Origin of the sequence: Streptomyces afghaniensis (genome assembly GCF_044327915.1) — a bacterium.
Classification (GTDB): Bacteria; Actinomycetota; Actinomycetes; order Streptomycetales; family Streptomycetaceae; genus Streptomyces; species Streptomyces afghaniensis.
In genome coordinates this window covers 516168-528565 of record NZ_JBIRGJ010000008.1, presented here as the reverse complement: position 1 = coordinate 528565, position 12398 = coordinate 516168, and the positions used below count along the sequence as shown (strand labels likewise).

At 69.7% G+C, this 12398-nt stretch carries 10 protein-coding genes, 1 tRNA gene and 3 pseudogenes; 6 read left to right on the top strand and 8 right to left on the bottom strand.

Annotated elements, in window-relative coordinates; all coding sequences use genetic code 11:
* The first annotated feature begins 44 nt into the window (after window positions 1-44).
* The 3 genes from cysS (at window position 45) to ACH4G3_RS31300 (ending at window position 4328) form a co-directional block, all read left to right on the top strand.
* Window positions 45-1442: a cysteine--tRNA ligase gene (gene cysS / locus ACH4G3_RS31310; RefSeq protein WP_397627657.1), complete on the top strand. Its 1398-nt coding sequence runs from the start codon at window positions 45-47 to the stop codon at window positions 1440-1442.
* Window positions 1443-1539: 97 nt separating this feature from the next.
* The gene (rlmB, locus tag ACH4G3_RS31305; protein WP_397627656.1) at window positions 1540-2481 is read left to right on the top strand and encodes a 23S rRNA (guanosine(2251)-2'-O)-methyltransferase RlmB; all 942 of its coding nucleotides are present in this window, start codon (window positions 1540-1542) and stop codon (window positions 2479-2481) included.
* A gap of 128 nt (window positions 2482-2609) precedes the next feature.
* Window positions 2610-4328, top strand: a complete 1719-nt coding sequence (locus tag ACH4G3_RS31300) for a DoxX family protein (RefSeq protein WP_397627655.1) — start codon at window positions 2610-2612, stop codon at window positions 4326-4328.
* A gap of 71 nt (window positions 4329-4399) precedes the next feature.
* Here the strand turns inward: ACH4G3_RS31300 and ACH4G3_RS31295 are convergent, their stop codons facing one another.
* From ACH4G3_RS31295 to ACH4G3_RS31280, 4 genes are all read right to left on the bottom strand, one after another.
* Window positions 4400-5131, bottom strand: coding sequence for a nucleotidyltransferase family protein (locus ACH4G3_RS31295; RefSeq protein WP_397627654.1), 732 nt, complete (start codon window positions 5129-5131; stop codon window positions 4400-4402).
* 108 nt (window positions 5132-5239) lie between these two features.
* On the bottom strand, window positions 5240-5695 hold the full coding sequence (locus ACH4G3_RS31290) for a hypothetical protein (RefSeq protein WP_397627653.1): 456 nt from the start codon (window positions 5693-5695) through the stop codon (window positions 5240-5242).
* Between the two features lie 218 nt (window positions 5696-5913).
* Window positions 5914-7002, bottom strand: a complete 1089-nt coding sequence (locus tag ACH4G3_RS31285) for an ABC transporter ATP-binding protein (RefSeq protein WP_397627652.1) — start codon at window positions 7000-7002, stop codon at window positions 5914-5916.
* A 184-nt stretch (window positions 7003-7186) separates the two neighbouring features.
* Complete coding sequence (locus ACH4G3_RS31280; protein WP_397627651.1) at window positions 7187-8155, bottom strand: helix-turn-helix transcriptional regulator; 969 nt, start codon at window positions 8153-8155, stop codon at window positions 7187-7189.
* Between the two features lie 139 nt (window positions 8156-8294).
* Here ACH4G3_RS31280 and ACH4G3_RS31275 point away from each other — a divergent pair, with 139 nt between their 5' ends.
* Entirely contained in the window at window positions 8295-8732 is a 438-nt protein-coding gene (locus ACH4G3_RS31275) for a DUF3224 domain-containing protein (RefSeq protein WP_397627780.1), read from the top strand.
* A gap of 88 nt (window positions 8733-8820) precedes the next feature.
* Window positions 8821-8894: transfer RNA gene (locus ACH4G3_RS31270), tRNA-Thr, on the top strand.
* Window positions 8895-8937: 43 nt separating this feature from the next.
* Here the strand turns inward: ACH4G3_RS31270 and ACH4G3_RS31265 are convergent.
* The 3 pseudogenes from ACH4G3_RS31265 to ACH4G3_RS31255 all read right to left on the bottom strand — a co-directional run.
* Window positions 8938-9762 (bottom strand): annotated as a pseudogene (locus ACH4G3_RS31265) (tyrosine-type recombinase/integrase); the annotation flags it as partial.
* Window positions 9760-10019, bottom strand: a pseudogene (locus ACH4G3_RS31260) (HD domain-containing protein); the annotation flags it as partial. The pseudogenes ACH4G3_RS31265 and ACH4G3_RS31260, both read right to left, overlap by 3 nt.
* 108 nt (window positions 10020-10127) lie before the next feature.
* Window positions 10128-10373 (bottom strand): annotated as a pseudogene (locus tag ACH4G3_RS31255) (GntR family transcriptional regulator); the annotation flags it as partial.
* A 497-nt stretch (window positions 10374-10870) separates the two neighbouring features.
* Between ACH4G3_RS31255 and ACH4G3_RS31250 the strand changes: the two are divergent.
* Window positions 10871-11359, top strand: a complete 489-nt coding sequence (locus tag ACH4G3_RS31250) for a TRADD-N-associated membrane domain-containing protein (RefSeq protein WP_397627650.1) — start codon at window positions 10871-10873, stop codon at window positions 11357-11359.
* Between the two features lie 290 nt (window positions 11360-11649).
* Here ACH4G3_RS31250 and ACH4G3_RS31245 read toward each other — a convergent pair whose 3' ends face one another.
* Complete coding sequence (locus ACH4G3_RS31245) at window positions 11650-12186, bottom strand: hypothetical protein (protein WP_397627649.1); 537 nt, start codon at window positions 12184-12186, stop codon at window positions 11650-11652.
* Between the last annotated feature and the right edge of the window lie 212 nt (window positions 12187-12398).

Sequence of the window (12398 nt, the reverse complement as noted above, 5' to 3'; positions counted from 1 at the left end):
CGGCACTGCCCCACACACCCCCCACGGCCTACTACCCTGGTCCCGTGACTATTCGCCTGTACGACACCAGCGCCCGGCAGATCCGTGACTTCTCCCCGCTCAAGCCGGGTTGTGTCTCGATCTACCTGTGCGGTGCCACCGTGCAGGCCGCACCCCACATCGGGCACATCCGGTCGGGTCTGAACTTCGACATCATGCGCCGCTGGTTCGAGTACCGCGGCTACGACGTCACGTTCGTGCGGAACGTGACGGACATCGACGACAAGATCATCTCCAAGGCGGACCAGCAGAGCCGCCCGTGGTGGGCCATCGGCTACGAGAACGAGCGCGCCTTCAACGACGGCTACACCGTGCTGGGTTGCCTGCCGCCCACCTACGAGCCCCGCGCCACCGGCCACATCACCGAGATGGTCGAGATGATGCGCGGCCTCATCGAGCGCGGGCACGCCTACGAGGCCGACGGCAGCGTCTACTTCGACGTCCGGTCCTGGCCCTCCTACCTGGAGCTGTCCGGACAGGACCTCGACGAGATGCGGCAGCCTGCCGAGGAGGGCATCACCGGCAAGCGCGACCCGCGGGACTTCGCCATGTGGAAGGCGGCGAAGCCGGGGGAGCCCAGCTGGGAGACGCCGTGGGGCCGTGGCCGCCCGGGCTGGCACCTGGAGTGCTCGGCGATGGCGCACAGGTACCTGGGCGATGCCTTCGACATCCACGGCGGCGGCCTCGACCTGGTCTTCCCGCACCACGAGAACGAGATCGCCCAGGCCAAGGCCTACGGCGACGACTTCGCCCGGTACTGGGTGCACAACGCCTGGGTCACCATGAGCGGCGAGAAGATGTCCAAGTCGCTCGGCAACTCGGTCCTGGTCAGCGAGATGGTCAAGCGCTGGCGGCCCATCGTGCTGCGCTACTACCTCGGCACCCCGCACTACCGCTCGATGATCGAGTACAGCGAGGAGGCGCTGCGCGAGGCCGAGTCGGCGTTCGCGCGGATCGAGGGCTTCGTGCAGCGCGTGGTGGAGAAGGCCGGTGCCGTCGAGCCCGCCGCCGAGGTGCCGCTGGCCTTCGCCGAGGCGATGGACGACGACCTGGGCGTGCCGCAGGCGCTCGCCGTGGTGCACACCACGGTCCGGCAGGGCAACAGCGCGCTGGCCGCCGACGACAAGGAAGCCGCGGTGGCCCGGCTCGCCGAGGTCCGTGCCATGCTCGGCGTCCTCGGGCTCGACCCGCTCGACGCCCACTGGGCCGGGGAGAGCGACCGAGGCGCCGACCTGCACGGCGTGGTCGACACGCTCGTCCGCATGGTCCTCGACCAGCGCGAGGCCGCCCGGGCCCGCAAGGACTGGCCCACCGCGGACGCCATCCGCGACCAGCTCGGCCAGTCCGGCCTGGTCATCGAGGACAGCCCGCAGGGGCCGCGCTGGAGCCTGGGACCGCGCTGACCCGACCGCGATCCGGAAGATCGATTGTGCCGCCCGGGCCTCCGGGCGGCACACTTCATAGACGTACGTACGCACCGCACCCACAGACAGGTAGGTCATGGCAGCCAACAACCGCCGCATGTCCGGCAAGAAGGGCGCGCAGGTCGGCAGTGGCGGCCAGCGGCGCAAGGGCTTGGAGGGCAAGGGCCCGACTCCGCCCGCCGAGATGCGCAAGGGACACAAGAAGAACCGTGTCGCCAGCGCCAAGGCGCGGCAGACCGCGCGCCGTCCCGCGCCCCGGGGCCGCGGCGGCAAGTCCACGTCCGAGCTGGTCGTCGGCCGCAACCCGGTCTACGAGGCGCTGCGCGACGGCGTGCCCGCTTCCACGCTGTACGTCCAGCAGTTCATCGACAACGACGAGCGTGTCCGTGAGGCCCTCCAGCTCGCCGCCGAGCGCGGCGGGATCAACCTCATGGAGGCCCCCCGCCCCGAGCTCGACCGGATGACGAACGGGCTGAACCACCAGGGGCTCGTGCTCCAGGTCCCGCCGTACGAGTACGCCCACCCGCAGGACCTCGCCGACGCCGCCCTCGACGACGGCGAGGACCCGCTGATCGTCGCGCTCGACGGTGTCACCGACCCGCGCAACCTGGGCGCGGTCGTCCGCTCCGTCTCCGCCTTCCGCGGGCACGGCGTCGTCGTACCCGAGCGGCGGGCCGCCGGGATGACGGCCGGTGCCTGGAAGACGTCCGCCGGTGCGGCCGCCCGTACGCCCGTCGCCCGCGCCACCAACCTGACGCGTGCGCTGGAGGCGTACAAGAAGGCCGGCATCGTGGTCGTCGGACTCGCCGCCGACGGCGAGGTCGAACTCGGTGACCTGGAGGCCCTGGGCGGGCCCGTCGTCATCGTCGTCGGCAGCGAGGGCAAGGGTCTGTCCCGGCTGGTCGGGGAGACCTGCGACTACCGGGTGCGGATCCCGATGCCGGGCGGCGCCGAGTCGCTCAACGCCGGTGTGGCGGCGGGGATCGTGCTGTACGAGGCGGCCCGCCGACGCGCCTGAACAAGCGTCCGCCACCTCACCCGTACGGGGTAATTCCGGTGACGTCGGGGCGACAAGGACAAGCTTGACGGGGTCCGGACAGATCCGGCGAGTCAAAGCAGTGTCCTATCCCGACGTCACTCGGTTAGATGAGTGTGGACACCAGAACACCCCGCACTCCCACGGGGGACCGCTCGTCGGGTCTCGACGACGCTCCCGCGCTGAGCATGGTGAAGGTCCCGAGCGACCCGGCGCAGGTGATCGTCAATCACGCGAGTTTCCGCGTGCAGTTGGGCGTCTCGACGCGTCGCGTCCAGTCCCCCCGGGTCGCACGGCATCTGACCGCCAGCGAGGACACCGCCCGCATCCCCGTCGTCACCGCCGGGGGCGCGGCGGACGGGGCCACCACCCGCCGCCGGCCGGTCGTCTGGAGCGGCAAGTCCGCGCCCGACGACACCGGCGCCCACCGGCTCCTCCAGGCCGTCCGGCACGAGAGCGTCCGCCACCCCGACGAGTCCGCCACGGACACCGGGGCCACCCAGGTCATCTCCCGCGTCGGCACCGACCCGCAGGGCCCGGGCTACGGCGCCGGGCACCAGGGCGGCGGCTACGGCGGCACCGGCTACGAGGGCGACGGCTACCAGGACGACCTCACCCAGACCGTCGAGACCCCCGTCATCGGCCCGCAGCGCACCCATGAGCCCGCCGACGGCACCCGGCTGCTGCCGCCGATGCGCACGGTCGGCAGCGCCTACGACGAACCCGCCTACACGGAGGCGGACTTCGAGGACCTCGCCGCCGAGGCGGACGACACCGAGCGGGCCGTCAGGCGCCACGGCGACGACCCGGCACGGCACGCCTACTACCCGGGCCGACGGATGAACCTCGGCGTCGTCCTGCTCCCGCTGCGCGTCTTCCTCGGCTTCATCTCCATCTACGCCGGCATGGGCAAGCTGTGCGACCCCGTCTACTTCGACGGCGGCAAGCGCGGCTCCATGGTCAGGTGGCTCAACACCCTGCACCCCTGGGAAGTCGCCGAGCCGCTGCGCCAGTTCGCCTTCGAGCACCCGGTCGGCTCCGGGCTGGCCATCGCCTTCGCCCAGGTCATCGTCGGCGTCCTGACGGTCCTCGGCTGCTGGCAGCGCGTCGCCGCCTGCTTCGGCGCCCTGCTCTCGGCCGCGCTGCTGGTCACCGTCAGCTGGAAGAGCGTCCCCGTCTACGAGACGCCCGACATCATCTACCTGGCCGCCTGGTCCCCGCTGATCATCGCCGGCGCCCCCGTCTACTCCGTCGACGGCCGCCTGGCAGGCAGCGCCTGGCGTCGCCTCGGACCCCGCGCCGACATCTGGGACCTGCGCCGCTACGTGCTGCGCCGCGGAGTCCTCGTCACTGCCGTCGCCACCGGCCTCACGCTGCTCGTCGGCTCACTGCTCGGCGGCGCCGTCCGCGACGCCGACCGGGTCGTCGTCCCCGGCCCGGGCGAGGCCCCGCGCAACGAACTGCCCGGCTCCCCGCTCCCGGACGCCCCCGGCAAGCGGCAGGACAAGCGGACGCCGTCGGCCTCCACCTCACCCACCCAGGGCGCCACGGCCGGCTCGGCCAGCCCCAGCGCGGGCACCACGACCCGGCCGGGTGCCACCCGGGACGCCGGCACGGTCACCGGCGGCTCGCCCAGCCAGACCCAGGGCAGTGCGGGCCAGGCCCCGCCCCGGCAGTCCTCCCCGGCCGGCCAGGCCCCGAGCACCACCTCGGGACCCAGCTCCGGCGGCTCGGGCTCGACCGGCGGTTCGGGCTCGACCGGCGGCTCGGGTGACGGCGACTCCTCGTCGACGGGCCGGCCGGGCCTGGTGGGCGGCTTGCTGGGCTAGCCGACCGACATGAGCCGGAAGGGGCCCACACCCTCGGGTGTGGGCCCCTTCCGGCTTCCTGGAGCGAGCTCTCAGCGGCCCGACGCCGCCAGTTCCTTCGCAGCCTCCGTCAGATCCTTGGCCGTGTCGATGGCACGCCAATACGACCCCTGAGGGATCGTGAACCCGGCCAGCTTCCGCTCGCGGGCCAGCCGGGGAAACGTCGTGCGCTCGTGGTCGCCCCGGTCCGGCAGCAGCCCTGCGAACCCGGGGGAGAAGACATACACGCCCGCGTTGATCTCGAAGGTCGACGGCGGGGCCTCGATGAAGTCCGTGATGCGGCCGAAGCCGTCCGTCTTCACCGCACCCCACGGCAGCCGCGGCCGGGCCAGGGCCAGCGTCGCGACGGCGTCCCGCTCGGTGTGGAAGTCCGCCATGTCACGCAGCGAGAACCGGGTCCAGATGTCGCCGTTCGTGGCGTACCAGGGCTGGTCCGGGTGGGGCAGATGCGCGGCGGCGTACTTGAGGCCGCCGCCGCGGCCGAGGGGCTCCGATTCCACGACCGTGGTGACGGAGACGGGCAGCTCGGCCGTCTCCAGCCACTTCTGGAGCACCTCGGCGAGGTGGCCGCAGGAGACCACCACGTCCGTCACGCCCTCCTCGGCGAGCCAGGACAGCTGATGGCCGATGATCGGTGTCCCCGTCCCGGGGATCTCGACCATCGGCTTGGGCCGGTCGTCGGTGTACGGACGGAGCCGGGAGCCCTGGCCACCGGCCAGAACGACGGCTTGAACGGGGCGGGACGCGGCGCTCGGATCGCTCATGAGACCGAACTGTACGTGGCGTCCCGCCCGGGGCCGCGGCGGACGAGGGATCTCGCGTCAGCCGCTGCCCGCTTCTCACCTCTCTCGTGCGGCGGCAGGGCGGGGTGCTCAGCTGTGCGCGGCCGCGACGCCCGTGGCGAAGGCGGTGTCGCAGACCGGGCGGGCGTAGGACTGGGCGCGCGTCGGGCCGTAGACGCGGACGGCGGCCTCGCCGAGGGCGCGGGCGATGGACACGCAGTGCTTCGCCAGCGACGGGCGGCCGTTGACGGCCTGCTGGAGATGGGTGAGGGCGACGCCCGGGTTCTCCTCCTGGAGCTCGGTGAGCAGTTTGTCGCGCAGGACGTCCTGTGGGGCACGCTTGGCGGCCCGCGGGGAGCCGGCGGACGTGCTGGTGTCCGCGGCGGTGAGCACCGGGTCGGAGGTGCTCCCCGACCAGTTGACTCGGGTGACCGCGAGGGTCCCGGAGAGCACCAGGACGACGGGCAGGACGAAAGCGAGGGAGCGGCCGATCCGGCGGGCGGGGCCCCGGCCGCGTCGCGTCTGTTGGTTAGTGGAGTGCTTCACGCGTGTGAGGGTAGCGCGGGGTAATGGTTTGTAGACATTTAGTCACCGGTTCGGGGGATGAGAGAGTGCCCATTTTTGGGTAAGGCGTTGACGCACACCGCTCGAAACGTCCGGTCTGCCGGGGTATTTGTCGACAACGAGAAGGGCCCCGCAGCAGGCTGCGGGGCCCTCTTCGTCAACTTGGGTGATTCACCCGGGGTTGTGCGTTTGCCGACGGGTCAGTCGGACAGGCGCTCGCCCGTCGAGGTCGAGAACACGTGGGTCTCGCCGGAGCGCGGGACGATGTGCAGCGTGCTGCCCTTCTCCGGGACGTCACGGCCGCTGACGCGGACGACGAGGTCCTTGGAGTCGTCGCCGACCTTCGCGGTGCCGTAGACGTAGGCGTCGGCGCCGAGCTCCTCGACGACGTTGACGGTGACCGCGAGGCCCAGCTCGGCGTCCGGGCCGGCCACGTCGAAGTGCTCGGGGCGGACACCCACGGTGACGGTCTTGTCGGTGGTGGCGGAGAGGGCGTCGCGCTGCACCGGCACGACCGACTTGCCGAACTTCACGCCGCCGTCGGTCACCGGGACCTCGACGAGGTTCATCGCCGGGGAGCCGATGAAGCCGGCCACGAAGAGGTTCGCGGGCTTGTCGTACATGTTGCGCGGGGTGTCGATCTGCTGGAGCAGACCGTCCTTGAGGACCGCCACGCGGTCGCCCATCGTCATGGCCTCGACCTGGTCGTGGGTGACGTAGACGGTGGTGATGCCCAGGCGGCGCTGGAGCGAGGCGATCTGCGTACGCGTGGACACACGGAGCTTGGCGTCCAGGTTGGACAGCGGCTCGTCCATGAGGAACACCTGCGGCTCACGCACGATGGCGCGGCCCATGGCGACACGCTGGCGCTGACCACCGGAGAGCGCCTTCGGCTTGCGGTCCAGGTACTCGGTGAGGTCGAGGATCTTCGCGGCCTCCTCGACCTTCTGCCGGATCTCCGCCTTGTTGACGCCGGCGATCTTGAGCGCGAAGCCCATGTTGTCGGCGACGGTCATGTGCGGGTAGAGCGCGTAGTTCTGGAACACCATGGCGATGTCCCGGTCCTTCGGCGGCAGGTGGGTGACGTCGCGGTCACCGATGCGGATCGCGCCGGCGTTGACGTCCTCGAGCCCCGCGAGCATGCGGAGCGAGGTGGACTTGCCGCAGCCGGACGGGCCGACGAGGACGAGGAACTCGCCGTCCTCGATGCTGATGTCGAGCGCGTCAACAGCGGGCTTGGTGGAACCCGGGTAGATCCGGGTCGCCTTGTCGAACGAGACAGTGGCCATGGTGAATGAACCCCTTCTACCGGCAGGAACGTGCCGGACGATCCGAGTAGGAAGGCGGTGCCACGACGGGTGTTCCGTTGTGGTGTAGTCCACGCGTGTGAACTGGCTCAGGACGGTACCTGGCGTTCACGTGTCTGTCAGTACCTCCGGGCCTGTGAACTTCGTGGAAATTTTCGAAGGCGCCTCACGGCTGCCGGTACCGGTCCGCCAGCGCCGCCACCGCCCGCGCCACGGCCAGCCGCAGTCCGGGCGGCCCGAGGACCTCCGCCTCCGGACCCAGCCGGAGCAGATCCCCGACCGCCACGGCCTCCGTCTCCACGGGCAGCTCCACCGCCACCCAGCCGTCCGCGTCCGGCGCACTCGCGCTCTGCAGGGCCCGTGCACCCGCCGCCCCGAACTGCATCGGCAGCAGCCGCTGCCCTCGCGGTGAGAGCCGCAACCGGGCGACACCCTGCTGCAGAGCGGCCTCCAGCCGCCGGGACGACTCCTCCCAGTAGGCGGCCAGGTCGAAGCCGGCCGGACGGTCGAAGAGCTCCCCGGTCTCCTCCACGGTCAGCAGGCGGGACACCCGGTACGTCCGTACGGTCTCCTCCGCCAGGGCGACCAGGTACCAGATGCCGCCCTTCAGGACGAGCCCCAGCGGCCGCACCTCCCGGCGCACCTCCCCCCGCCACCGCCGGTAGTGCACCCGCAGCACCCGCCGCTCCCACACGGCTGCCGCCACCGGCTCCAGACACGGCACCGGATCGGCTTCCCGGAACCACGCCGGCGCGTCCAGGTGGAACCGCTCCTGCACCCGCCGCGCCTGCCCGGCCAACTCCGCCGGCAGCGCGGCCTGCACCTTCAGCTGGGCACTGGCCAGCACCGCCCCCAGCCCCAGATCCCGTGCCGGACCGGGCATCCCGGCGAGGAACAACGACCCGGCCTCGGCGTCGGTCAGACCGGTCAGCCGGGTCCGGTACCCGTCCACCAACCGGTAGCCGCCCTCCGGCCCGCGATCCGCACACACCGGCACACCGGCCGCGCCCAGCGCCTCGACGTCCCGGTAGACCGTGCGCACCGACACCTCCAGCTCGGCGGCGAGCTCGGACGCGGTCATCCGCCCGCGGTTCTGGAGCAGCAGGAGCAGGGAGAGGAGCCGGTCGGCACGCATGGCCGCCATTCTCCGGCGGACGCGGCCGTACCCGTACCTGACAGGAGATGTCAGGTACAGCCGAGAGAGTGAGGGTCCCGGACGGCCCGCACGGCCATCGCCTGATCTTCGGCGTCGCCTGATCTTCGAGCGTCGCCTGATCTTCGAGAGGACCCACCCATGCGGCACACGCACCACCACCACCGGACACTTCACCTTCGCCGACTGGCAGGAGCGTGTGATCGGCCCGGGGGAGGACGCGAACCCGCGGCTCGCCCACGCCTCCGTCCGGAACACCTTCAGCGGCGGCATCGAGGCGGCCGGGACGATCTGCGAGTACTCCATCGTCTACGTCACCCAGAAGACCGGCTCCTTCGCCGGCATGGAACTGATCACAGGCCGGCTCGACGGGCGAGAGGGGAGCTTCGCCGTGGAGGAGCGCGGGTGGTTCGGCGAGGACGGGGCGGTGCACTGCACGTTCGAGGTGGTGCCGGGCTCCGGGAGCGGGGAACTGGCCGGACTGCGGGGGAAGGGCGGCTTCACCGCGCACCACGGGGAGACGACCGTGGCGTACCGCTTCGAGTACGAGGTGGAGTGAGCCCGGGCGGAGCGGAACTTCGTGGCTCGGGGTGACGGGCTCTGTGTACAGTGGTGCCGCCCTCGCGTACGGCGTTGTAGTACGCGGCGCCTCCTTAGCTCAGATGGCCAGAGCAACGCACTTGTAATGCGTAGGTCGTCGGTTCGAATCCGACAGGGGGCTCCCTTGAACCCCAGGTCAGCGGTTGGCTGACCTGGGGTTTCGTTCAGCGGATGCGCCGACGACGCTGCGCGCGTGCTGCTCGGCGGTCGCTGGTCTCAGTCTTGGTCTCAGTCGGGGGTTCGGGGGCGGGCATGAACGTGTCTCCCATGCGGCGCATCGCGGCCTTGGCGAGGTGGGATCTGCCCTTGACGTACCGACGGGTCTGGCCGATCTGAGAGTGGCGGAGGATCTCCATGATCGTGGGGAGGTCGACGCCCAGCTCGTTCAGGGTCGTGCCGGCGGTGTGGCGGCTGCCGTCGTGCTGGCGCCGATCGTCGATGCCAGCCTCTTCGAGCAGTTCCTTGAACTCCTCCCAGTCGTCGCGGGGGTCGATCGGCCGACCGTCCGGCCGGGTGAAGAGCGGGTCGTGCTCCTGCCACTCGTCTCCGGCCGCGGTGCGCATCTCATCCTGCTGCGCCTTGTGCTCCAACAGGTACGGAATGAACGGGGGCGGGATGGGGACGGAGTTCCGGCTCTTCTTGGTCTTAGGCCGGGTGAGGACGAGTCCACCGCCCTTGCGGTCGGGGCAGGTGCTGGCGTGCTTCGTGCAGTCCTACGGGCACGGCTTGGGGCAGCCGCGCTTGTAGCTCTTGTGCGTCGTGCAGTCGGGCGGGCAGGGGGCGAATCGGTGCAGTCGCTCCCCACAGGCGTGGGCGTCCTTGCAGCCGTGGCGCCAGGTGAGGCGCTGAAGCTGTCACTGGGGGTGGAACAGCTCGTTGTCGAGGTCGACGTACTTCCACCGGAACCCCAGGGCTTCGCCCTGACGGAAGCCCATGCCGACTCCGACGACCCAGCGCATGAAGGTGGGACGCTTCGCGGCGGCCTCTAGGCGGTTGTCGGCGCCGGCCACGTCCCGGAGGTAGCGGGCCCCGTCCAGCGGGTGGAAACCCGTCTTGGCCAGGTCCGGCGCGTAGCAGATGTCGTGCAGGACAGCGGCGGCCTCCAGCAGGTCTGCATCTTGGTCGAGTACGAGCGCGATCGTATGGGCCTCTCGGCGACTCCGAGGCAGTGCTTCCACCGCCGCGGCAGTGGCTCGGCAAGCAGTGACTCAGCCAGGGGATAGGCCCACTCCGTCAACTTCGGCAAGCTACGAACGCTCCTCTCGCGTCGGCACAGTGCGAACCGTCCGCACCTTGCCCTGCCCTCCCCCCCGGCCAGCACGCCGGCGGCCTCCAACTTCTCCAGGGCTTTGGACACTGTGGGACGTGAGACCCCGAACCGCTCAGCCAACGCAGAAGCGCTGGGGAACGCTTCCCCTGCATGGAGTCCGTCAATCGGGATAACTTCGGCGATCCGCTCGTGGAGCGGGCGTTGGTCTACCGGTGCACTGGATCGCACGACGCGCCATCGCCCGCCTGGTGCCGGTTCGGCCAAGCCTTCCTGCCGCAATACGTTGTAAGCGCGGATAGCGACGCCACGCGAGACTCCGTGCTCGAGCATGACCTCGGCTAGGGATGGCAACTCGGTCATCTGAGGATCGGCCTCGATCAAGTCCTTCACTGAGGCAGCCACCTTCAGGAAGGTGCCCCGAGGGCTGGCCTGCTGTGACACTTGCTCTCCCCTTCTGTCGCCCAGTGCCAGACTTAAGCGTCGAATGTCCTGACGGCTCTTGGCCCAAGCCTGCTCAGCTCCTCCGTAGTTGGCGCCCGGCGGAGCATGGAGAGCGGTACTCTGTCGGCCCGATCGCGCTTGGGGGGACAGTGGCGGCAGAGATATTGGCGGCAGTTGCAGCTCAAGCTTTGAGTACAGCGGCCGCAGACGCCTGGGCCAGAACGAGAGTTCTGTTGGCCAGGAGACAGGCCGAGGCAAGTGCTCCTCCACCGACAGCTGGTACGGAAGCTGGCTCGCGTGGAGTAGAAGGACAGTCCGAGCAGCCTTTTGTTTTCCCCCTCCCGGTAGAGGTGTCGGCGTCTCGACAGGACCCACTCTCTGAAGTCTTGGAGGACTACTACAACAAGGTGGGCCGACGTGCTGACGTCAGCTTCTTCGCAGCGATCATTGCCGCAGTCCTGGGCTACTTAATCATTGCTGGCGGGATTGCAGTCGGCGTCTACCGGTCAGACGACATGGTGCTCGCTGTGGTTATGACTGCTGCGGGTGCCTTCTCGCAGGTGTTGTCATTCTTCTTCTTCCGGAACAGGGCGGAAGAGCGACGGATGATGGTCCAAGTACTGGCCGATTTGCGCGACGATGCCGAAAGGAGCGTGCGAGCTGCACGCTCGCTGGAGCTCATCGACCAAGTGCAGCAGCCGCTGCTCAGAGACAACCTGATGGCAGCCGTTGCTTTGGAGTTGAGTGGCGTGGGCGCTGACCTCAAGAGCATTCACGACTCAATGACACTCTTCAGCGACAGAGGCGCTCAGAACGGCCCGCCGGCAGGTCGTGAGCATGATGGCGTGACTCCGTCGTCGTCATCTCCGGTGTGAGATGCCTAAGTGAACGCATTCCCCGAGACGGGAGTGTCCATGAAGTCCGGACACGCCTGAGGCGGCAAAGTTCGCCTCTGGTTTAGCAGTCTCCCACGTGCACCTGCACCGACGGCTCGCCACGGTTCAGCACACGTACCAGCAGCCAGGCGGGCGGAGGCGGCCGATGTTCGATCCCAGGCTGTCGTTCCATTTCCCTCTGCGCGTCTACTGTGATTGCCCTTCGTCAACGCCTGTGAGCCCCGTCCCTGCTGCGGCAAGGAGGGGGCTCACGTTCGTGGAACGCGTGCTTAGCCTTGGTGCTCAACGATGCAGCTGGTGCACGGCTTCCACCTCGGGGGCACCTGGCTGTCGAGCGGGAAGGACAGCAGTTCCCCGCCACGGTAGCCCCTCTGGAACAGGGCACAATCGGTGCTGGAGTGGTAGAAGTCGCTCGTCTCCGTTGTGACGAACTCGGGATCAAGTTCCCAGGTTCCAGGGCGCATGTACCGGCCGTACCGCTCACGCACGCCGGCCCGGATGCTGCCGTCCCGATCTCCCCTGCGCGTGCGAGTGTCGACGCCGCAGGCTTCGGCAAACTCATAGACGTCAAAGTTGGGGTCGTGATAGCCGAGGACCTGCGTGGCCACCCACATCACGTTGATACGGACGGAGTCCGTCTCCTTCTGGGTGAGGACGCGATCGTCGCGGTTGGTGTCGCTGGCGCGGTCGTGGCCTGCACGGTCGCGCCGGTAGGGTGCGTCCTGCCAGTCGTGGTTGTTGATCTCGCGGGCGAAGTCACCCACCCGCACCATCGGCAGGCTGCCGATCTCTGCGTTGACGTCCACCACGACAGAGGCCAGCCCATCGATGGTGTCCTCGTCTGTCCGCGACGGGTCTCGAGGGCCGCGCTCAGCCCGGCCTGGACGCCAGGCGCGGGCGGGGCGAGCATGCCGCCGCCCGCGTCCGTGGCAGCCCGCAGCAGGAGGCTACGCAGATCCGCCGTGCGCCGTTCACTCTCGCCCAGCAGACAGAGCGCATTCAGGTACTCGGCGAAGTG